The following is a 21,987-nucleotide window of genomic DNA, read 5'->3' on the forward strand; positions in this document are numbered from 1 at the left end:
ACGCCGGCTTTCAATTCTCGTCGCGACCTGATCCGCGACGTCGCTCTCCCGGCCCGTCGCGCGAACTTGCGCCATGCGGGGAAGATAGCAATGGAAGACCATGACGGCGGTTACGGGCATGCGGAAGGGCTGGCCCACGACCTGAAGACCATACGTGAAAAGCTGATGGGCCCGGAAAAAGCTGTGGGACGGCGCCGCGCGCTTGCCATCATGGCCAGCGCGGGAGGCTTCGCCGCCGTGACCGCTTGCGGCGGCGACGACGGATCCTCGTCTTCTAGCGGCACGAGCAGCTCCACCGGCAGCACCAGCACGACTTCGGGCAGCACGAGTTCCACCACGACCTCGTCCACCAGCACTGGAACCAGCAGCACCAGCACGACCACTTCGGGCGGGACTTCCGCCAGCACCTGCATTGCCGATCCCACCGAAACCAACGGGCCCTACCCGGCGGACGGCACCAACAATGCCAGCGGTTCGACGTCCAACGTGCTCACCGTCAGCGGCGCCGTGCGTTCGGACATCCGCTCCAGCTTCATCAATTCCACGTCGACGGCGGACGGCGTCCTGCTCGAACTGACGCTGCAACTGGTGGACGTGAACAACGGCTGCGCCGCCATCGAGGGCGCGGCGATCTATGTCTGGCACTGCGATGCGGCGGGCCGGTATTCGCTCTATTCCAGCGGCGTCACCACCGAAAGCTACTTGCGCGGCGTGCAGGTAACCGATGCCGAGGGCAAGGTGACCTTCACGACGATCTATCCCGCCTGCTATTCCGGGCGCTGGCCGCATATCCACTTCGAGATATTCACGGGCGGCCTGACCGCCGCCAGCACCGGTCGCACCGCCAGCCTGATCTCGCAGCTGGCGATGCCGGCGGCGACCAATACCGCCGTCTTTACCGGCGATACGCGCTACACCGCCAGCATCGCCAACTACAACGCGATCTCGCTCTCCTCGGACAATGTCTTCGGCGACAACAGCGCGGCGCAGATCGCGCAGATGACGCCCAGCCTGAGCGGCAGCCTGACCGCCGGATATACCGGCACCGCGCTGATCGGCATTTCCGCCTGAACCACGCATTTCCGCGCGGCCGGGGCGTCCTGGCCGTGTTTGTCCGCTCATCAAGAGACCCATCATCATGAATTCGCTGCACACCACTTCCAGCGTCGGTGCGCTGGTGCTTGCGCTCGCCGCCACCACCGCCCCCACTCCCGCGCTCGCCGCGACCACCGTTTCCACCGACACCACCAAGGCGCTCGTCACCGCGAGCGCCGGTGATGTGACCGTTACCGAAGACGGCACGATCACGCTGTCCAGCGGCAGCGCGATCACGGTCGACAGCAGCAATGCCGTCGATATCGAAGGCGCACTGGCGTTGGACGATGCCGACGGCGCCAGCGCGATCACCGTCCAGGCAGGCACCGTTTCGACCATCACCATCGGCGAGGATGCCACCCTGACGGTGACCGAGGACTTCGTGCCCGAGGATACCGATTCGAATGCAATCGCCGATGGCGCGATAGCCTCGGCCAGCGACCGCTATGGCATCCACGTGCTGTCCGGCGCGACCACCAGCGGCGCGATAACCAATGCAGGCACGATCAAGGTGGAAGGTCTGAATTCGGGCGGCATCGTCGTCGATTCGGACTATCTTGGGACCATCACCAATACCGGCACGATCAACGTGATCGGAGACGGTTCACTCGGCATCTCCACAAAGGCCGTGGACGGCGACGTGACGGTGGAAGGCACTGTCTATGCCACGGGGGCAGGTGCCCAGGCGCTGGTGGTCGGCGGCGACGTCAGCGGCACGGTGACGATCCAGGGCACCGTCTCGCAGCGGGCCTCCTATAGCGACGACGATGGGGACACCATCGTGCTGTCCCGCGCGGCCTTGCGCACGGGCGCGGCGGCGGTGGAGATCACCGGCAATGTCGCGGGCGGCATCTACGTCGCGGCGCCTCCGGTCGATAACGACAGTTCGAACGACGACGAGGACGGCGACGGCGTCGATGACGACGAAGAAGGCACCGGCGCGGTCGTGGGCTATGGCAATGGCCCTGCGATCCAGGTGGGCGGCACCAGCGACATCACCGTGGGCGGGGTATCGAGCAATTCGGGCACCTACTCCATCGCCATCGACGGTTCGGTCAGTTCGAACGCCTATTACAGCAATACCGATGCCTATGGCCTGGTGATCGGCGGGCAGGGCGGCAACGTCACGCTCACGGACGGGATCGGCGTTACCGGCACCCTCAGCGCCACGACTTACGATTCGGCAGCGACCGCGCTGCTGATCAATGCGGGCAGCACGGTCACCAGCCTCTACAACAGCGGCTCGATCACGGCCTCGATCACGTCGCAGGGTGAAGGCTCCTCCACCGCGATCCGCGACCTGTCCGGGACGCTGACCACGATCGACAACACCGGCTTCATCGCCGCGAGCGGATCGAGCACCGATACCCGCACCGCGATCGACCTGTCGGCCAATACGAGCGGCGTGACGATCAACCAGTATCTCAACGATGCCGACGCCGAGACCAGCGCGGACTATCTGGACGATAACGACACCGATACCGACCCCACCGTCTATACCGCGATCACCGGCAACATCCTGTTGGGATCGGGGAACGACACCATCAATGCCGCGGCGGGCACGATCACCGGCAACACCCTGTTCGGGGACGGCGACGACGTGCTGAACCTGTCCGGCAACGCGCTCTACACCGGGGATGTCTATTTCGGCGACGGGATCGGCACTGCCACGCTGGCGGGAACGTCCAGCTTCGTGGGCACGATGGACTTCGGCGGCAATAGTGGCACGCTCAGCCTGTCGGGAAGCTCGGTCTATGCGGGCAATTTCAGCAATGCCGACGGTCTCACGGTCACGGTCGGCAGCGGGGCCAAGCTGACGGCCAGCGATTCGGAGAATATCGCCTTCGGCAGCCTGATCGTGAAATCTGGCGGTGCGCTGGGCGTCTATCTCGACACGGCCGAGGGCACCAGTTCGCTGTACACCGTCGCCAATGCCACGCTGGAGGACGGCGCAAAGATCACCGCCACCGTGACCGATCTGGGCGATGCGGAAGGCACTTATACCGTCCTGACCGCCAGCAGCCTCGACGTGCAGGGCGCGCTGAATTCCACCGACACCGATCTGCCGTTCATCTACGATGGCGAAGTCAGCACCGATGCGAACAGCATCTATCTCACCATCGCCCGCAAGACGACCGGCGAACTGGGCCTGACGCGCAGCGAGGCTTCGGCATGGGACGCGATCTATGCCGCCGCGCAGAACGACGACAGCCTGACCGCAAGCCTGCTCGACGTCGAGGATTCCGCGACTCTGCAAAGCCAGGTCGCAGGCCTGCTGCCCGATCATTCCGGCGGGGTCTTCGATGCCGTGACCCACGGCGATCGCATGGCCGCCCGCCACCTTTCGGACGAGACCTCGCTCTTCACGATCTCGGACATCGGCGGCTGGTTCGAACCGGTCTACTGGCGCACTGCCAAGGATGCCGGATCGACGGCGGGCTACAAGGCAAGCGGCTGGGGGCTTTCCGCCGGGGTCGAGCGCCGGACGGACCTCGGCTATTTCGGCCTGTCCTATGCCTGGCTTCATGGCACGGTGAAGGACGGGGGCGGCACAGGCGATCTCGACGTGGGCCAGCACGATCTCGGCGTTTTCTGGCGCACGGCGAAAGGGCCGTTCATGGCCTGGGCGCGGATCGGCGCCTCGAAGATCTCGGTCGATTCGACCCGCACGTTCACCGGCACGATCGACGACACGGACTTCACCTACTCGGCGGACGGCAAGTGGAACGGCTGGATGTTCTCGGGGCTGGCCGGCGCTTCCTATCGCTTCCAGATGTCGCGCCGCTTCAACCTCAAGCCCAAGGTCGAACTGGAGCAGTTCTGGCTGAAGGAGAACGGCTACAGCGAAAGCGCCGACAGCGACGCGATCGCGCTGAGCGTGGCCAGCCGCACCAGCAAGATGACCACGGTGACGCCGACGCTGACCGCATCCTACTCGCTGGGCACGATCTCGCCCGACTGGCGCCCGCTGACCTTCCAGCTTGAGGCCGGTCGCCGCGAGGTTGTGTCGGGCAAGCTGGGCAGCACCACGGCCTGGTTCAACGGCGGCGACACGTACGACGCGGGCGAGGCCTTCACGATCACGCCCGAAAGCCTGAAGGGGGCCTGGGTCAGCGAAGTCTCGATGCTGGCGGGCGGTTACGACTTTACCTGGAAACTGACGGCCCGCGCCGAACGGACCCAGGACGCCACCGACCTTTCGGCCCGCGCTTCGCTAAGCGTGGCGTTCTGAGGGAAGAGCAGGCGGTCTGCTGCCGACCGACACTATGGCCGATATCGATTTCCCGCAGGATATCGATATCGGCCGTTACTCTTAGAGCCCGTTTGAAAAATGCCCAGCAGGGCATTTTCTTGCGGCGCCAGCCCGCGCCGCAACATTCGCGTTACGCGAATTTTCAAACAGACTCTTAGCTCTCCCCGCGCAGTTCCGTCAGGCGGCGTTCCCAGGCGAGCGCATGTTCCACGATCGTGCCGAGATCGGCATATTTCGGCTGCCAGGGCAGGGTCGCCTTGATCCGGCGATTGTCCGAGATCAGGGCGTCGGGATCGCCCGCGCGGCGGCCCTGGAGGCGGCGGTCGATGGTGCGGTTGGTGACGCGGTCCACGGCGTCGAGCACTTCCAGCACCGAGAAGCCCTGGCCGTAGCCGCAGTTGATCGTCAGCGATTCCCGGGGCGCGGCAATCAGCTGTTCCAGCGCCAGGACGTGGGCATTGGCGAGGTCGGAGACGTGGATATAGTCGCGCACGCCGGTGCCGTCGGGCGTGTCGAAATCGGTCCCGAACACGCCGACATGCTCGCGCTTGCCGAGCGCGGCTTCGACCGCCACCTTGATGAGGTGGGTGGCGCCTGCCGTCGACTGGCCGGTGCGGGCCTGCGGATCGGCCCCGGCGACGTTGAAATAGCGCAGCGCGCAGTAGTTGAAGGGATGCGCGCGCGACACGTCGTCCAGCATGATCTCGGTCATCAGCTTGGACATGCCGTAGGGATTGATCGGCTGCTTCGGGCTGTCTTCCGTTACCGGCGAGACTTCCGGGATGCCGTAAGTGGCGGCGGTGGAGCTGAAGATGAAGTGCGGCACCCCGGCCTTGACCGCCGCATCGATCAGGGCGCGGCTCTTGACGGTATTGTTGTGATAGTACTTCAGCGGGTTCTCGACCGATTCCGGCACGATGATCGAACCGGCGAAGTGCATCACCGCCTTGATGCCCTGTTCGCGGAAGATCCGCGCGAGCAGGGCCGCATCCTCGATATCGCCTTCGTAGAGCGGCACGCCTTCGGGAATCGCGAAGCGGAAGCCCGTGGTCAGGTTGTCGATCACGGCGACCGGCCAGCCCGCATCCTTGAGGGCGAGCACGGCATGGCTGCCGATGTAACCGGCACCGCCGGTGACGAGAACCGGGACTCTGTCGGGATTCTGGCTGGTCATTGTCTCACTCTGCTGGGCGGAAAAGGTTGGGCTGGGCGGAAAGGTGGGGCGAGATCGCGTGTTGGACGATGGGCTTGGACGATGGGATCGGGCGACGCAAGGGACGATAAGATCCCGGATCCTGTAGACTTGGCGCAGGGATATGCCGCGCGCTGCGGTGCGTCAAACGGAACAGGCTCCATTGCTGCACTATCCTTTCGGAAGCAGTAACCAACAGAGATCACACCTTGGGAGTAGTCATTACTGGGATTTGACTGATATCCTGCCTTCACGGCGCAGTTGAACGCCACATGAACGACCGTAAAGGCCGATGCTAACCATTGCATCGTGTTTCGGGATTCGCTGCCGGAACGGTCGCATCGATGCTTCGGGCGGCTGTCTACTTCGCACTTGCGGAAGAGATTTGCGACGTGCCGTTTTAGGAGTGGGTTTCCCCGTTTTCGAGCAGCCCTCAAGCACTTGCACCCCCATGCCCAGCCGATTACCCGAATAGGTGATTGACACTGGCCTTATGGAGACGACCGTAAGTGCGCTGCACGAAGAAAATTTCCGGGCTTTCCGTCCTCCTTTACAGCTCGGTTCTGGCCGGGTGTACCTCCACCATCACGCCCAACCCGGACATGCCGGTGGGACAGGCCGCCTATCAGACGATTCCGGCCACGATCCCGGCGCCCACCGTCTATGCGATCGCGCCGAAGGATGTCCTTCAGGTCCGTGTCTTCGGCGAGCCCGATCTCTCGGTGGAGAAGGCGCGCGTGGACGAAGCCGGTTTCATCCAGCTTCCGCTGGCCGGTCAGGTCAAGGCGGCGGGCCGCAGCGCCCCCGAAGTGACGAGCGAGATCACCGGGATCCTGGGCCGCAAGTATCTGAAAGACCCGCAAGTCGTTGTCGCCGTGGACGAACCGGCGCCGCGCCTGGTTTCGGTGGAAGGCGAAGTCAAGGTGCCGGGCTCTTATGAACTCAGCTCCAACACCACGCTACTGGGCGCACTGGCACGGGCGCAGAGCCCGCTCGTCACCGCCAAGCTCGATCAGGTGGTGATCTTCCGCACGATCAACGGCCAGCGCATGGCCGCCCGTTTCAACGTGAAGGACATCCGCGGCGGCATCAGCCCCGATCCTATCATCATGGACGGCGATGTCGTGGTTGTTGGTTTCTCGAAAATTAAGGGGCTTTGGCAGGATTTCCTGAAAATGGCGCCGATATTCAATGCTTTTGCGGTCTTCGCACGCTGATCGTCCGGCTCTCTGCGGCTCAACAGCCGAAACCGCGAACACAACGCCCGGTGAAAGGATAAGCGATGTTGAATCCTGCAAGCGGCGGATCAGGTCCCGTAAATTATAGAGTGGCGTTCCTCTCCCCCGTTTCCTTCTTTAAAGGAGGGGCGGAGCGGTCGCTGTTCGACCTGATGGCCAATCCGAACGTGGACCCGCTGCTGGTGGTGCCCGCCGAAGGTCCCGTATCCGAACAGGCCGCAAGCCGGGGCATTCCGGTGGAAGTCGTCGATTTCGGCCAGGTGGCCGCGATCCGGCGCCCGGTGCGGCCCTCCAGCGTCGGCGCGGCTTTCGGCGACTGGTTCGGCGCGGCGCGCAAGCTCATGGCGGTAACGAAACGCCACGGCGCCGATATCGTCCACAGCAACGGGCTGAAGGCGCACTGCATCGCCGGCCTCGCGCGCAAGCTGGGCGGCGAGGCCTGCGTCTTCCATGTCCGCGACATCGCGGTGCGCGGTTCCGAGCGGCTGATCTGGAAGGGCCTGGCCCGCAGTTCCGACCATACCGTGCTGGTCAGCCGCGCCTGCTGGCCGGGCGAGGCGCTGCCCGGCAACGTCTCGGTCGTGTTCAACGGCGTCAAGCGTAGCGATGTGCCCCAGTTGCCGTCAGGCTCGCTGTCGGAAGCCATTCGCCCACGCGGGGCGGGCACGTCGCTGGTGGTCGGCATCTGCGGCCGTATCCATCCCTTCAAGGGCCACCATGTCGCCATCGACTGGCTGGGCGCGGCGCATCGGCGCGGCTTGCCGATCACCCTGCTGGTGCGCGGCGAGGCGGAAGAGGAAGACCGGCCCTATCTCGACAGCCTGAAGCGTCAGGCCGAGGCGCTCGGGCTGAAGGACTTCGTCCGCTTCGAAGGCCGCTTCGAAGGGCTGGCGGCGATCTACAACGGTCTCGACGCCGTGCTTGTGCCGTCCGAGACGCCCGACCCGCTGCCGCGTTCGGTGATGGAGGCGATGTCGATGGGCCTGCCTGTGGTCGGCTATCCGGCGGGCGGCATTGTCGAGATGATCGACCACCGCGAGAACGGCTGGCTGGCCGGCGACGCCGAGGCCTTCTGCGCGGCGATGGAGGAGATCTCCAGCCTCGGGCCGATGCTGGTCGAACTGCAGAAGTCGGCCGCGCGCACGGTGGCCGAGCGGTTCGGCATGGAGCGCATGCACCGGCAGGTGAACGACGTCTATTCGGCGGTGCTCGGCAGGTGATCGACTGGCGGCAGACTGGAAGTGGCCTCGGTACTGCGCGCCGTCGGGCACGGCGTGCGCGTCTGCGCAATGCCGTGCTGGCGGGCGCGTTGCTGCTCACCCCCGGCGCTTTACTGGCCGCTGCCCTGCTGCTCCAGCCTGCCGCCGTCCACTCCGATCGCCACGTTACCGCGCCGGTAGGCGAAGTGGTGGGCATTGCCGGCAACAACCTGACCCCCGCCGACCTCGACCGCATCGCCGCGCTGGGCCTGCGCTATGTGCGCAGCGATTTCAGTTGGGCCGGGACCGAGCGCAAGCCCGGCACTTACGACTTCGGCACTTATCTGGAATTCGCGCGGGAGGTCCATGCGCGCGGAATGCGGCCGCTGTTCATTCTCGACTACGGCAACCCGGTCCACACGCCTTTCACCAAGATCCAGTGGCGGGGCAAGGACGAGCGGCGCACCTCGCCGCCGGTCGCCCCGGACCAGATCAAGGCCTATAGCGACTGGGCCGCCGCCGCCGCCAAGGCCTTCGCGGCCTACCGTCCGATCTGGGAGGTCTGGAACGAGCCCGACCACCCCCGTTTCTGGCCGCCTAAGCCGGATGCCGCCGCTTATGGCCGCATGGCGTTTTCCGCTTGCCAGGCCATCCGTAGTGCCGACAGCGGCGCCGAGGTCTACGGGCCTGCCGCCTCGAAATGGGTGGACGGCGCGTTCCTTTCGGCGCTGGCAGGATCGAAGGCGGTGACCTGTTTCAGCCGGATCAGCGTCCACCCCTACCAGATGACCGGCGACGTCACCCGCGACGGGGCGCTGTGGCAGGGATTGTCGCGCCGGATCGCTGCGGGCGGGCAAGTCTCGGCGCCGAAGATCGCCAATTCCGAATGGGGCCGCCCGGTCGTGGGCCGGGTCGATGGCGAGGCGCAGGCGCGTTATCTCGTGCGCACGCTGGTCTCCGCGCTGGCGGCCGACGTGGCGCCGAACGTCTGGTACTCGTGGAAGGACGCGGGCAGCGATCCCGACTACGATCAGCACCATTTCGGCCTCCTGCTGCCCGATGGCACGCCCAAGCCCGCCTACCATGCCTTGCGCACCATGCTGAAGGAACTCGGCGCGATGCGCTATGCCTGCCCGGTCCAGCGGGCCGGGGTGGAAGGCGCGATCTTTTCCGGCGACAGCGGCGCGGAGGCGCTGGTCTGGGCGAAAACCGGCGCGGCCCTCCTGGAGCCGGCCAAGCTGGTACCGTCCGGCTGGAAGCTTGCAGGGCTTGTGGACATGACCGGCAAGCCTCTTCCCGATGGCGAGCAGCGGCTGAGCAATGCCCCCGTCTACATGCGCCTGCGCCCCGCCTCCAGCGGCGCGCGCCCGGCGCTGAACTGCCCGCAGAACCCATGAGCGATATGAGCACTGCACCTCGCAACGGAGACAGCACGTCCATGACGTCCCGACGAATTCTCTTCATTATCCGCTCCTACCGGCCCGACCAGGTGGGCGGCGGTGCCAAGTCCGTGCAGACGCTGGCAGAGGGGCTGGTCGAGCGCGGCCATGACGTCCACATCCTGCGCCTCGCCCCGCGCGGTGAGGAAGCCGCGACCTTGCGCGCAGGCATGGAGGCCGGGGTGACCGGGCCGGGCAAGCCGACGCTACACGTCCTGCCGATCCGCAACATCTACTGGCCTTACGACAAGCGCCGCCGCTCCCCGGCGATGAAGGCGGTATGGCATACGCTGGACCTGTGGAACTTCCGCGCCGCGCGTGACGTGCGGCAGATGCTGGACATCATCCGCCCCGACGTGGTCAACACCAGCATCATCGACGGCTTCTCCACCGCGATCCTGCGCGAGGCCAAGCGCAGCGGCGCGCGGCTGATCCACACCATGCGCGACTACTACCTGATCTGCAGCCGCTCGGGCATGTACCGTGCGGGCGAGAACTGCACCTCGCTCTGCTCGGGCTGCAAGGTGGTGGCCGGTGTCAACCGCCGCCAGACTCGCAATGTCGACATGTTCCTGTCCAACAGCGCCTTCGTGGCCGAGACCCATCGCCGCCACGGCGCTTTCGGAGACGACAAGCCCTGCGCGGTGCAGTGGAACGTCAACGACCGTCCGCTGGTGCCGGAGCCGAGAGCACTGGCGGATGGCGCGCCGATGGTGTTCGGCTATATCGGCCGCCTGGCCCCGACCAAGGGCGTGGAGAAGCTGATCGAGGCGGTCCGTCAACTGCCGCAGGGCGGCCGTCCCTGGACGCTGGTGATCGCGGGCGACGGTGAACCCGGCTATGTCGAGGGGCTCAAGGCGCAGGCGGCGGGCGATCCGCGCGTGAAGTTTCTCGGCTGGCAGGCGGCGGAAGACTTCTACGGTGCGGTCGACGTGGTGATCTGCCCCTCGGTCTACAACGAGCCGCTGCCCCGCGTAATCTACGAGGCCTATGGCTTCGCGCTGCCGGTTGTGGCCTCGCGGGTCGGCGGCAATCCCGAAGTCGTGACCCCCGGCGAGACCGGCGAGCTTTACGACGGAGAGGACGCAGCCGAACTGGCCGAGAAGATCCAGCACTTCCGCACCCTCCCGGCCGAGACTTACGCGCATTACAGCGCGGGCGCGCTCGACATGGGCGGGGTGTTCACTTCGGGCGCGGTGATCGATCGCTACGAGAGCCATCTGGAGAAGCTGTTCGATGCGGCCTGAGCGCGAAATGGCGGTGACGGACGGGACTTTCGCGCCGGTCGCGGTGCCGCATCCGGTCGCGACGCGCCTGCCGGTGGGGCGTTTCAGCCCCAGCAGCGGCATTCTGCGCGCCTGGCAGCGCATGAGCGGCCTCTGGGCCTCGGGACCGGCGGGGCGTCTGCTAGCGCGGGCTATCCGGGGGCATATCCGCCGCGCCTATGGCTGCTACATCGCGCCGACCACGAAAGTGGGCGAGGCGGTCTACCTGCCGCATCCGGTGGGCGTGGTGATCGGCGACAATGCCGTGATCTCGGACGGCGTGACGATCTACCAGAACGTCACCATCGGCCAGGACGGCGCGGCCGGCCGCTGCCCGCGCATCGGCGCCGGGGCGACGATCTTCGCGGGCGCCACCGTGATCGGCGATATCGATATCGGCGCAGGCGCGGTGATCGGCGCCAATGCCGTGGTCAAGACTTCGGTTCCGGCCGGACATATCGCCGTGGGCGTTCCCGCGCGCATCCTGCCGCCCCGATCCGGCGCGCGCTCGCAGGCGCTGCGATGAGCGGCGCACGCGCAATGGAAGGCGCGGGCCTCGTCTCGCTGTGGCAGCGCATGTGCCGCCTGCACCGGCGTGGCGGGGCGAGTCGGGCACTGGCGAACGTGATCCGGCGCTACATCCACTGGCGATACGCCTGCCACATCTCCCCGCTCTCGCGCCCGGCGGGCTGGATCAACCTGCCCCATCCGGTGGGCATCGTGATCGGCCACAATGTCGAGATCGGCGAAAACGCCACGATCTACCAGAACGTCACCCTGGGTCAGTCGGGCCGCGAGGAAGGCTATCCGGTGATCGGCGCGGACGCGGTGATTTATGCCGGGGCCGTGGTCGTCGGGCCGCTGCGCATCGGCCGGGCCAGCCGGATCGGCGCCAATTCCGTGGTTCTGAGCGACGTGCCGGAAGGCGCCACTTCGGTAGGCGCCCCGGCGCGGATCGTGACGCCTCGGCGCAAGGACCGTCTGGCCGGATGAAACTCGCCCGCACGAAACTTGGCAGCATGAAACTTTCCAAGGGCGCGATCACCACGGCGGCGCTCGGCATTTCCAGCGGGCTCAACTTCCTCTCGCTGATCGTCTGGACACACCTGCTCAGCCCGGCCGAGTTCGGCACTTACGCGCTCGTCTCGGCGACGGTGCTGTTCCTCAATGCCGCGATCTTCGAGTGGCTGCGCCTCACCGCCTCGCGCCTGCTCTACGATCCCGCCGCCGAGCACCAGCTCAATCCCGAGATCGCCAATGCGCTTTCCATGGTCTGCCTCGGGCTGATCCTGCTGCTGCTGCCGGTGGCGCTGTCGCTGCGCGCGTTCCAGATCCATTTCCTGGGCGTGGCGCCGGACTGGTGGCCCGCCATGTGGCTATGGCTGTTCTCGGAAATGCTCTTCGCGATCAGCACGGTCACCGCGCGCCTGCGCCTGCTGAGCTGGCGCTTCTTCGCGATGATGACGCTGCGTTCCTCGCTCTCGCTGGCGGCGGGCGCGGTGCTCGTGTGGGTCTTCGACATGGGCGCGCTGGGCGTGGCCCTTGGCATTCTCGGCGCGCAGATCGGCTGCGCGGTGCTGGGCAATCTGACCGACGCCGCCTGGCGCGGCCTGCGGCCCTTCCGCGCCCGCCGCGCCGATCTCCAGGAAATCATGCGCTACGGTGCGCCGCTGATCGTCAGCTCGGGTCTGGGCTATGCCAGCGCCGTGGCGGACCGCTACATCGTCTCTTCCACGCTCGGTCAGGCGGCGGTCGGGCAATATTCGGTCTCGGTGGACCTCATGCAGAAGACCGTCATCTTCCTGATGCTGGCGGTCAACCTTTCCGCCTATCCCGCCATCGTTCGCGCTTTCGAGAAGGACGGGCGCGAGGCCGGCGAGAAGATCCTGGCCGAGAACTTCATCGTCTACCTGATGATCGGCGCCCCGGCGGCGGCGATCCTGGCGGCGCTTTCTCCGGGCGTGGCGCGGCTTTTCGTCGGGCCTTCGTTCCGCGACACCGTGGCCATGCTGCTGCCCTACGTGGCGATCGCGGCGATCCTGAAGGCGCTGACGACGTTCCACCTCTCGGTAGCGCTGCAACTGGTCAAGAAGACCAAGCTGCTGATCATCTCGCCCGCCGTCAATCTGGCGCTGCTGGTGCCGAGCGGGATCGTCGGCGTGAAACTGGCGGGCCTTACCGGTATGGCGATCGGTATCGCCATTTCGCAGATCGGCAGCTTCGCGCTGTTCTATCTGGTGGTGAGCCGCCATGTCCGCACGCCGCTGCTGACGCGTTCTTCGCTGTTCGTGGTCGTGCTCTCGCTGGTGCTCGGCGCGGCGCTGGTGCCGCTCAGGGGCTTCAGCGAGCCGGTCGCCTGCCTCGGCCTGCTGGCGGCGGCGGGGCTGGTTTATTGCCTCGTCATCTGGCGCGGACGGGGCTGGATCATGCGCAACAGCCAGAGCTGGAGCCCGGCGTGAAAGCCGATACCCGACATAGACCTCTGTCGCCTCGGCCCACCTCACCGCAGCCCAGCCCGCGCGATCCTGGCAAGCGCAGCTTCGCTACGCTCCTGACGACGCTGACCGGGGCCGCCGTGCTGCTGATCGTGGCGCGCGAAGTCTTCGGCGGGGCGGCGCGCTATTATTTCGACCGCTTCGGGCTGGGGCCGCTCTGGTTCGTGCCCGACCTTGCGGTGATCGCGGTAGTGCTGATGCGGCTGCTGCTGGCCGCAGTGACCCTGCGCCTGCCGACGCCGCTGATCTGGCTCTTCGCCGCGACCGGCGTGCAGATGGCGGTCGGCATTGTCGTCTATCACAACCCGGTGGCAGTGTTCTCCGGCTTCAAGCTGCTCTGCCCGATCATCGCCGTGCTCATGCTCCCGCCGGGCTACATCAACGCGAAGTGGTGGCGCACGGTCTGCCTGGTGCTGCTGGCGCTCGGCATTGCCGGGGTGGCCGCCGATACCCGCATGACCATGCCCTGGACCGGCTATTCCGTCTCGCAGTTCGGGGTCGAGCGCGAGGCGGGCCGCGAATGGTGGATCCACGGGCAGGAGCGTATCGCCGGGCTCGGCGCCGCCAGCAGCGCCTCGGCCAGCGTCCTGCTGCTGCTGGCGCTGATCGTGCTGCGGCAGGCCCGTGCCTGGCATGTCCGCCTGCTGATCTACGTTGCGACGCTCTGGGCGCTGAACACCACGACGTCGCGCACCAACCTCATCGCGCTGGCCGTGGCGATGATCGTGGACTTCTGGCCCTGGCACTGGTTCCAGAACCTCGGCCCGGGTCGCAAGACGCTGGGCGCACTGCTCTCGATCTGCTTCTTCCTGCCTGCGCTGGCCGGGCTCTGGCTGCTGGCGATAGACGGCGTGGGCGAGATATCGGTGGGCATGAGCAGTACGGTCGTGCGCCTTCACGTCACTTGGCCGGGCGTCTGGGACATGATCATGGACGGCGGCCCCGCCACCGCCCTGCTCGGCCACGGGTTCGGTTCGGTCGGCCCCGCGGCCTTCTACACCGGGGTCTATGTCTCTCCGTTCAGCGCGGTGGACAACCTGTTCCTCTACATCCTCTACCAGTTCGGCCTGTTCGGCGTGCTGATGGGCGTGGAACTGATCCGCAGGCTGGTGCGCGTGCCCCGGCCAGACCGCCACATCGGCTTCGTGATCGCGATCCTTTCCGCCACGATCAATTGCCAGGGCGCCGCGCCGCTGGTGCTGATCGGCCTTGCCGCCTCGCTCGGCGCTTATCCGGCGCTGGCGAACAATGTGCGGAATACGGGGCGCAAGCCGATCCGCATGCTGCCGAAGCCAGGTCCCCGAGGGTCCTGGCAGCCGCGAACGCTGTGATGACTTACCGAGGAAACCATGAGGATTAAGGGCCTGGACGCCGCGCGCGGCGCCGCGATCGTGTTCGTCGTGTTCGGCCACGTCTGGCGCGGGCTGGACGGGCAGGGGCTGGTGGAATCGCGCCTGTTCGAGACGATAGACCGCGCGGTCTATCTCTTCCACATGCCGGTGTTCTTCCTGATATCCGGCATGCTGTTCAAGGCGCCGCAGAGCTTGCGGGGCGGCCTGTCGCGCAGTGCTCTCAACCTGCTCTGGCCGATGTGCCTCTGGGCCTGGGTGGAGGGCTGCGTCCACCTCGTGACCGGGGCGGGCAACAAGGGGCGGATCTCGCCCTTCGAAGTTCTGGCCTATCCGTTTCCGCCCAAGAGCGTGTTCTGGTTCCTGCTGGCACTGTTCCTGTTCCAGGCGGCGGCGATGGTTCTGCGTGGGCGGGGCGCGGCGGCGCTGATCGCGGCCGGCAGCGTGGCCCTTGTCGCGATCGCGCAGCCGCAGGGGCTGACCGGCCAGATCCTTCAGCACGCGCCGTTCTTCTTCGTCGGCCTGCTCGCAGGCACCCGCTGGCTGGAGAAGGGCCTGCCGCTGGCCGCCAGTCTCGCCGCTTTCGCTCTGGCGGAAGGCGTCGCCTGGGCGTTGGCAGTCTCGCCTTTCGAGACCGTGCCGGCCTATATCTGCGGCTTCGTGGCCTGCGTGGGCTTCCTCGGGATTTGCCTGAACGGACCGGCCCTGGTCCGCAAGCTGGGTGAGCGCACGATGCCGATCTACCTCACCCACATCATCTTCGCCGCCGGAATGCGCGTGGTGCTGACGCGGCTCGGCCTGAAGGACGTGGCGACGGTCGTGCTGGTCTCTACGGCGGCGGGCGTGGTCCTGCCGCTGATCTTGTTCGAGATATCCCGGCGGCTCGGCATGGCGGGCGTACTGGGCTTCGAACCGCTGCGAAAGCGCGGCGGAGAGGGCAAAATCATCGCTCCGAAACCCGCATTGTCAGAACCAGAACCCGCTCAGCCTGAGCTTGTCGAAGGCCCCTCGGCAGGACGCCGCGCCTGATCCTTCGACAAGCTCAGGATGAGCGGGTGAAGTGCTGTTGTGTGAGCAAGAAAAAAGGGGCCACGTCAGTGACGCAGCCCCCTTTTCCCGTCCGAATCTGAGCGATCAGACCTGATAGTAATCCCGATACCAGGCCACGAACTTGGCCACGCCTTCCTTCACCGAAGTCGTAGGACGATAGCCGGTAAGGTCCTGAAGCAGCGAAGCGTCCGCCCAGGTTGCGGGCACGTCTCCGGGCTGCATCGGCATCATGTTGATCTCTGCCTTCACGCCGGTCGCATCTTCGATGGCGCGGACGAAGTCCATCAACTGCACCGAATCCGAATTGCCGATATTCACCGCGCGCCACGGCGCCACGGGCGAGAGGCTGTCGTGCCCGGCAATGTCCTCGGCGCTGTCGGGGCGCACCGGGGCGCTGTCGATCAGCAGGCGGATGCCCTGGACGAGGTCCTCCACATAAGTGAAGTCGCGCTTCATGTCGCCGTGGTTGTAGACGTCTATCGGCTTGCCGGCGAGGATGTTCTTGGTGAACTTGAACAGCGCCATGTCCGGGCGGCCCCAGGGACCGTAGACCGTGAAGAAGCGGAACATCGTGATCGGCAGGCCGTAAAGATGGGCATAGGAATGCGCCATCGCTTCATTGGCCTTTTTCGTGGCCGCATAGAACGACATCTGCGTATCGACCTTGTGGGTCTCCGCATAAGGCATCTCGGTATTGGCGCCGTAGACCGAGGACGTAGACGCCATCAGCATGTGCTGCGGCGGATAGGCCCGCGCCGCTTCCAGCAGTTCGAAAACGCCGATCAGGTTCGCCTCGACATAGGCGCGCGGGTTGTCGATCGAATAGCGCACGCCCGCTTGCGCGGCGAGGTTGACCACGATGTCGGGGCGCTCGTCCGCGAAAAGCTGCATCAGCCGCTCGGGGTCTTCCAGCTTGCCCTTGATGAAGCGGAAGTGCTCGTTCTGGCTGAGCATCGCGAGGCGCCGCTCCTTCAGGGCGACTTCGTAGTAATCATTCAGGCTGTCCAGACCGATTACGCGAAAACCGTCATCCAGCAGTCTGCGACAAAGGTAGTACCCAATAAAACCCGCGGCACCCGTAATCAAAGCCGTGCGGGGGGCTGCCTTGCCGACGACGTCATCAGTCATGCTAAAGTCCAGATTTTGTGGAGATGTCCGCATGTTCTGAAGCCTGTCGGGGCTCTTGGCAAGCCATCCGAAAGGGCAAGTATCCGACCGGGGGAACGGGTGGCCGACAGTTTTCACGCGGTTGTCCGCAGTAGAGCGCGGAAGTCCGCCACCCGCCGATCCTATGCGCTCTCCTAGAAATTCGATTGCAGGGCAGTGGCATTTCCGTCGCTTGGAAATCGCAATCGATCTTGCGGTGCAGCATGGGTGGTTCGAGGCAGGCAGGATTGGGCGCTGACGCTCCGGGAAATGCTCTCCCGGAACCGGTGCAGATGGTAAATCCAGCTGAAACTATTATTTTCTTTCAGCAAGATGACTGGAAGATGAACGGCCCTGTGATAGGCTGGCGAAGTGGACGTTATGCCGAATCGGTTTGATCTGGAGGTCGGGATGAAGAAATGAATGCCATCGTTCGACAGTCTCGTGATTGCCCATTCGGGTGCGTCGCAGCATGGTCCAGGGGCGCGTTGGCGCCGCCATTTCGGATCGTCGATGAATTCCGTCGCGTTACTGCACCCGATTATCCCATATTCGCCCCGCTCGACTGGCCGCCGCTTGAACGTCCCGGCAATCCCCGGCAGAGCATCGCAGGCCGCCGCTTGCAGTTTCAACCGCTGGAAGTTTTCGATATTCCCCCACTCGGAAGCCCCGGTTCAAGCCGCCGGCGCATACTTGCCGAACCTGCCCTGCACGGGCGGTCAGAGGAGCAGAAATGAAGATCGCTGTTGCTGGCGTTGGATATGTCGGTCTGTCGAACGCGCTCTTGCTGGCGCAGAACCACGAAGTCGTGGCCAAGGATGTCGTGGCCGCCAAGGTCGACATGATCAATGGCGGAAAGTCGCCGATCGTCGATACGGAATGCGAGGAATTCCTGCGGCGCGATGATCTGAACTTGCGCGCCACGCTCGATCCGGTCGAGGCCTATAGCGGCGCCGATTACGTCATCATCGCCGCGCCGACCAACTATGACGAAGTGACCAACCGCTTCGACACCACGCTGGTCGAGGCGGTCATTCGCGAAGTCATGGAGCATGCCCCCAATGCGGTCATGGTCATCAAGTCCACCATCCCGGTGGGCTTCACGGCGGCGACTTCGGCGGCGATGGGTACGCCCAATCTGATCTTCAGCCCGGAATTCCTGCGCGAGGGCCGGGCGCTGCACGACAATCTCCACCCCAGTCGAATCGTGGTGGGCGAGCAGTCGGAGCGGGCCAGGGTCTTTGCGGAACTGCTGCTGGAAGGCGCGATAAAGAAGGATGTACCGGTGCTGTTCACCGATCCTTCGGAAGCCGAAGCGATCAAGCTATTTGCGAATACCTATCTCGCCATGCGCGTCGCCTATATCAACGAGCTGGACAGCTACGCCATGTCGCGCGGGCTGGAAGCGCGCCAGATCATCGAAGGCATCGGCCTCGATCCGCGCATCGGTTCGCACTACAACAACCCGTCCTTCGGTTACGGCGGATATTGCCTTCCGAAGGATACCAAGCAGTTGCTGGCCAATTACCACGAAGTGCCGCAGACCATCATCGGCGCCATCGTGGAAGCCAACCGCACCCGCAAGGACTTCATCTCCGACACGGTGCTGGCGCGGAAGCCCAAGGTCGTCGGCTTCTACCGCCTGGTCATGAAATCCGGTTCGGACAACTTCCGCCAGAGCTCGATCCAGGGGATCATGAAGCGGATCAAGGCGAAGGGTATCGAGACCGTGCTCTACGAACCCAGCTACCCCGATGCCAGCTTCTTCAACACGCCGCTGGAGGCCGACCTGGACCTGTTCAAGCAGCGGGCCGACGTGATCGTCACCAACCGCATGATGCCGGAGCTGGAAGACGTGAAGGACAAGGTCTTCACCCGCGATCTTTTCGGTTCCGACTGAGTTCTCGTTTCGTGAAGTACGGTATCGCTTCGCCTGAATTACTGTAAAGGACCACTTGCGCCATGAAACACAGTGTTCCTGTAGCCGAAAAGCCCCTGGCGGGGGCGCCGGCCGTCATTCGCGGCGAGCGCGTCGCGCTCGTCCATGACTGGATTCCGCTGATCGCGGGGGCGGAGCGGGTGCTCCAGCAGATGGCGAACTGTACGCCGGGAAGCGATATCTACACGCTGTTCAACTTCCTGCCGGAAGAGACCACGCGGGAGTTCTTCGGGGCGGATCACCGGATCCACACGTCCGGCCTCAACGATCTGCCCATGGTGGAGCAGTACTACCGCTTCCTTCTTCTGCAATCGACCCGTGCGATCGAGGCCTTCGACCTGTCCGAGCACGATGTCGTGCTCAGCTCGTCGGCGGCGCTTGCAAAGGGCGTGATTACCGGGCCGGGGCAGTTGCACGTCAGTTACGTTCACAGTCCTGCGCGCTATGCCTGGGATCTGACCCACGAATATATTGCCACTGTCGGCGGCAAGCTGGGCGGTCTCAAGCGGGCGGTCGCGCGGGAGATGATGCACCGCTTCCGCCTCTGGGACATGCGCACGGCGCAGAGCGTCGACCATTACCTGGCCAACTCGCACTTCATCGCCCGCCGCATCTGGAAGATCTACCGGCGCGAGGCGGAGGTGATCTATCCGCCGGTCAATACCGGCAACTTCGTGCCCGGCGTGGCCGCGCGCGGCGATCACTTCGTCACCGCGTCGCGGCTGGTGCCCTACAAGCGGGTGGAAATGATCGTCGAGGCCTACAATCGCCGGCCCGACTTGCGGCTGCGGGTCATCGGCGACGGGCCGGACATGAAGAAAGTCCGCCAGATCGCCGGTCCGAATATCGAACTGCTGGGCCATGTGCCGTTCGAGCAGTTGATCGCCGAATTCCAGACGGCGCGGGCGCTGGTCTTCGCGGCGCTGGAGGATTTCGGCATCGTGCCGGTCGAATCCCAGGCTTGTGGTACCCCGGTGATCTGCCTGGGCAAGGGCGGTACTGCCGAGACGGTGCGTCCGCTGGGGAGCAGCGGCGCCACAGGCGTTTGGTTCGAGGAGCAGACCGTCGAAAGCCTGGTCGAAGCGGTCGACAGGTTCGTGGAAGGCGAAGGCGACATCCGCGCCGAGGACTGCATCGCCAATGCCGCCAGCTTCGGCGAGGAGCGGTTCCGCCAGCAGTATTCGGACTGCGTGAACAGCCTCATTAGCTGATTATACTTATCCGATTCTCCAGATACTGACACCTTCGGCCGCGCCCCTCGGGTGCGGCTGGAGCGTGGCCGCCTTGGAGCGGCTTGGCGTTTCGCCACTAACACCCTGAAATATCGGCCAGTAATCGGCAGTTCTCTTGGAGGCAGGTTAGCCCACTGTCTTCCGGCCCAGATGGTGCAAACGGTTGCATGGGCAGGGCCTTTCGGAAGCGTGTCTGTACTGCGATGGAAAGCCTTGAAAGTGCGACGAGAGGGGGCGGATTTGCGCGAAATTCCGCCATCCAGGTTTGCCCTCGATTGTGCAGCGCGGTATGATCCGGGAAGACGTTATACCTGTAAGGGCCCTAATAGGCCGAAATTTTCAGGAGGACCCATGAAACAGAGGTTCGCGGCGATGCAAATGGCTGTTGCCAGCGCTCCTGTCGTTTCGGGATCGACCCGCGCTCGCGCTAATGATGGTCCTTATCCTCCTTTATAGCACGACAATCGCACTTCCGGTTTCTGGCCCCGGTTACTGACCAGTCGAAGGTAATGCTGAACGCTTGAGGTCGCCGAATACTGAAGTCGCTCCTTCCGGCGGATCGTGGAAGAACTGGGCGGCGGAAGTGGCGGGGCAATCCTGTCCCGATTTGCAGTCATAAGGAAGAAGCTCTGTCTGGGTCGATAGCTGACAAGCGCACGATCACCGTGCCGAGATTGCGGGCGCGAAGCCCGGTGGTGCAGGCCGGGGCGCTCATGCTGGTCGCCGTCCTGTTCGGCGGCGGCGGATCGGCTGCCGGTCTTGCCAATCTCGTCGTCCAGCTCGCGGGCATGGCGGTACTGGCCTTCAACGGTCCTGCCGTCTTGACCTTCTTCCGCAGCGCGCCGCGCGCGGTGGTTCTGCTGGTTGCGGCCTCGCTGCTGCTGCCGTTGCTGCAACTTGTGCCGCTGCCCCCGGCGATCTGGCAGGCGCTGCCGGGCCGCGAACTGGCGGTACAATCGCTCGATCTAGTCGGCGGCAGCCAGGTCTGGATGCCGTTCTCGGTCGATCCCAACCGCACCGCCATCGCCTTCTTCGCGCTGATGCCGGTGCTGGCGATCCTGGTGCTGTCATGGCAATTGCCGCGCGAGCAGCGCCGAGGCCTGCTCATGCTGGTCGTCGCCTGCGGGTTGCTGGTGGTCATCCTGGGCGCCCAGCAGCTTGCCAGCGGCAATCGCCATCTGGTGTTCTACGCGCAGACGATCGGCTCGCCCGATCTCCAGGGCACTTTCGCCAATCGCAATACCGGCGGCCTCATGCTCAACGTCGCGCTGGTGGCGCTGATCGCGGCATTTCCGCTGGAACGGCCCCGTGCGATCTGGACTCTCGGCGGGATGGCCGCCGTCCTGCTGCTGGTGGTCGGCGTGGTGCTCACCCGTTCGCGTTCGAGCATGGCGCTGCTGCTGATCCCGGCCGCGCTTGCGGTGTGGCGGTGGCTGCGCTGGCGGCGCCCGGTCTGGGACCGCCGCATGGTGATCGGCGCCGCCGCGATCGTGCTGGTGCTGGGCGGCGCGGCGAGCCTGCTGGCCGGGAACGACCGCGTGCAGCGCAGTTTCGCGCGCTTCGACACGGTGGAGGACGAGCAGCGCCCGCTGATCTGGAAGGACACGATGGTCGCCATCGGGCGCTACATGCCGGTCGGCAGCGGCATCGGTTCCTTCGACGATGTCTTCCAGGTCGACGAGGCGCTGGAGAACCTCAACTATGGCCGCGCCCAGCGCGCGCATGACGATTTCCTGGAGGCGGCGCTCGAATCCGGTGTGGTCGGCATTGCGCTGGTCGCGGGATGGATCGCGGTACTTGCGCGGTTCGGCGTGCAGACGCTTCGGCGCGGCGGAATCGGATTGGCAGCCGTCGGCACTTTCGCTCTGGTCGCGCTTCAGTCGATCACCGACTATCCCTTGCGCAGCCAGACCATGCTCTGCGTCTTCGGCCTGATGCTGGGCCTGCTGCTGGCAGCGGGTCCCCAGGATGCGGAAAGCAGGGCGAACGGCGATAGCCACGCCCGGCGCCCCCAGGTCCGGCACAAGTCGCGGCGGTCCGCCCCTTCCAGCACGGATTCTGCGAAACGATGAACGAAATTCGGGTCAACCACTAC

General features: G+C 65.2%; 16 protein-coding genes. 14 read left to right on the forward strand and 2 right to left on the reverse strand.

Annotation, left to right across the window (positions count from 1 at the left end; translation table 11 throughout):
- Nucleotides 1-90: 90 nt before the first annotated feature.
- A complete protein-coding gene (locus NTCA1_RS14225) occupies nt 91-1,071 on the forward strand; it encodes an intradiol ring-cleavage dioxygenase (protein ID WP_159830990.1) in 981 nt (326 codons plus the stop codon).
- A gap of 67 nt (nt 1,072-1,138) precedes the next feature.
- Nucleotides 1,139-4,327: an autotransporter domain-containing protein gene (locus NTCA1_RS14230; protein ID WP_159830991.1), complete on the forward strand. Its 3,189-nt coding sequence runs from the start codon at nt 1,139-1,141 to the stop codon at nt 4,325-4,327.
- Nucleotides 4,328-4,502: 175 nt separating this feature from the next.
- On the opposite strand, the gene galE is transcribed toward NTCA1_RS14230, so the two are convergent.
- A complete protein-coding gene (gene galE / locus NTCA1_RS14235; protein ID WP_159830992.1) occupies nt 4,503-5,522 on the reverse strand; it encodes a UDP-glucose 4-epimerase GalE in 1,020 nt (339 codons plus the stop codon).
- A 527-nt stretch (nt 5,523-6,049) separates the two neighbouring features.
- Here galE and NTCA1_RS14240 point away from each other — a divergent pair.
- The 9 genes from NTCA1_RS14240 (at nt 6,050) to NTCA1_RS14280 (ending at nt 15,554) form a co-directional block, all read left to right on the forward strand.
- On the forward strand, nt 6,050-6,757 hold the full coding sequence (locus NTCA1_RS14240; protein WP_133083402.1) for a polysaccharide biosynthesis/export family protein: 708 nt from the start codon (nt 6,050-6,052) through the stop codon (nt 6,755-6,757).
- Nucleotides 6,758-6,930: 173 nt separating this feature from the next.
- Nucleotides 6,931-7,998, forward strand: coding sequence for a glycosyltransferase family 4 protein (locus NTCA1_RS14245; RefSeq protein ID WP_159830993.1), 1,068 nt, complete (start codon nt 6,931-6,933; stop codon nt 7,996-7,998).
- The gene (locus tag NTCA1_RS14250; RefSeq protein ID WP_159830994.1) at nt 7,995-9,374 is read left to right on the forward strand and encodes a hypothetical protein; all 1,380 of its coding nucleotides are present in this window, start codon (nt 7,995-7,997) and stop codon (nt 9,372-9,374) included. Before NTCA1_RS14245 ends, NTCA1_RS14250 begins: the two co-directional genes overlap by 4 nt.
- 41 nt (nt 9,375-9,415) lie before the next feature.
- Nucleotides 9,416-10,663 (forward strand): glycosyltransferase family 4 protein, encoded by a 1,248-nt coding sequence (locus NTCA1_RS14255; RefSeq protein WP_159830995.1) that lies wholly within the window; start codon nt 9,416-9,418, stop codon nt 10,661-10,663.
- Nucleotides 10,653-11,207: a serine O-acetyltransferase gene (locus tag NTCA1_RS14260; protein ID WP_159830996.1), complete on the forward strand. Its 555-nt coding sequence runs from the start codon at nt 10,653-10,655 to the stop codon at nt 11,205-11,207. The genes NTCA1_RS14255 and NTCA1_RS14260 overlap by 11 nt, the downstream gene beginning before the upstream one ends.
- Nucleotides 11,204-11,674, forward strand: coding sequence for a serine O-acetyltransferase (locus NTCA1_RS14265; RefSeq protein ID WP_159830997.1), 471 nt, complete (start codon nt 11,204-11,206; stop codon nt 11,672-11,674). Before NTCA1_RS14260 ends, NTCA1_RS14265 begins: the two co-directional genes overlap by 4 nt.
- Nucleotides 11,675-11,700: 26 nt before the next feature.
- Entirely contained in the window at nt 11,701-13,140 is a 1,440-nt protein-coding gene (locus NTCA1_RS14270; RefSeq protein ID WP_159830998.1) for a lipopolysaccharide biosynthesis protein, read from the forward strand.
- Nucleotides 13,137-14,507 carry an O-antigen ligase gene (locus NTCA1_RS14275; RefSeq protein ID WP_159830999.1) on the forward strand — a complete coding sequence of 457 codons (1,371 nt, stop codon included), beginning with the start codon at nt 13,137-13,139 and terminating at the stop codon, nt 14,505-14,507. The genes NTCA1_RS14270 and NTCA1_RS14275 overlap by 4 nt, the downstream gene beginning before the upstream one ends.
- An 18-nt stretch (nt 14,508-14,525) precedes the next feature.
- A complete protein-coding gene (locus NTCA1_RS14280; RefSeq protein ID WP_159831000.1) occupies nt 14,526-15,554 on the forward strand; it encodes an acyltransferase family protein in 1,029 nt (342 codons plus the stop codon).
- Nucleotides 15,555-15,659: 105 nt separating this feature from the next.
- On the opposite strand, the gene NTCA1_RS14285 is transcribed toward NTCA1_RS14280, so the two are convergent.
- A complete protein-coding gene (locus tag NTCA1_RS14285; protein WP_133083411.1) occupies nt 15,660-16,703 on the reverse strand; it encodes an NAD-dependent epimerase in 1,044 nt (347 codons plus the stop codon).
- A gap of 751 nt (nt 16,704-17,454) precedes the next feature.
- Between NTCA1_RS14285 and NTCA1_RS14290 the strand changes: the two genes are divergently transcribed.
- The 3 genes from NTCA1_RS14290 (at nt 17,455) to NTCA1_RS14300 (ending at nt 21,964) form a co-directional block, all read left to right on the forward strand.
- Nucleotides 17,455-18,621: a nucleotide sugar dehydrogenase gene (locus tag NTCA1_RS14290; RefSeq protein WP_159831001.1), complete on the forward strand. Its 1,167-nt coding sequence runs from the start codon at nt 17,455-17,457 to the stop codon at nt 18,619-18,621.
- A gap of 62 nt (nt 18,622-18,683) precedes the next feature.
- Nucleotides 18,684-19,871 carry a glycosyltransferase gene (locus NTCA1_RS14295; RefSeq protein ID WP_159831002.1) on the forward strand — a complete coding sequence of 396 codons (1,188 nt, stop codon included), beginning with the start codon at nt 18,684-18,686 and terminating at the stop codon, nt 19,869-19,871.
- Nucleotides 19,872-20,557: 686 nt separating this feature from the next.
- Nucleotides 20,558-21,964, forward strand: coding sequence for an O-antigen ligase (locus NTCA1_RS14300; RefSeq protein WP_159831003.1), 1,407 nt, complete (start codon nt 20,558-20,560; stop codon nt 21,962-21,964).
- Nucleotides 21,965-21,987 lie beyond the last annotated feature (23 nt).

Origin of the sequence: Novosphingobium sp. TCA1 (assembly GCF_009811895.1) — a bacterium.
Taxonomy (GTDB): Bacteria; Pseudomonadota; Alphaproteobacteria; order Sphingomonadales; family Sphingomonadaceae; genus Novosphingobium; species Novosphingobium panipatense_A.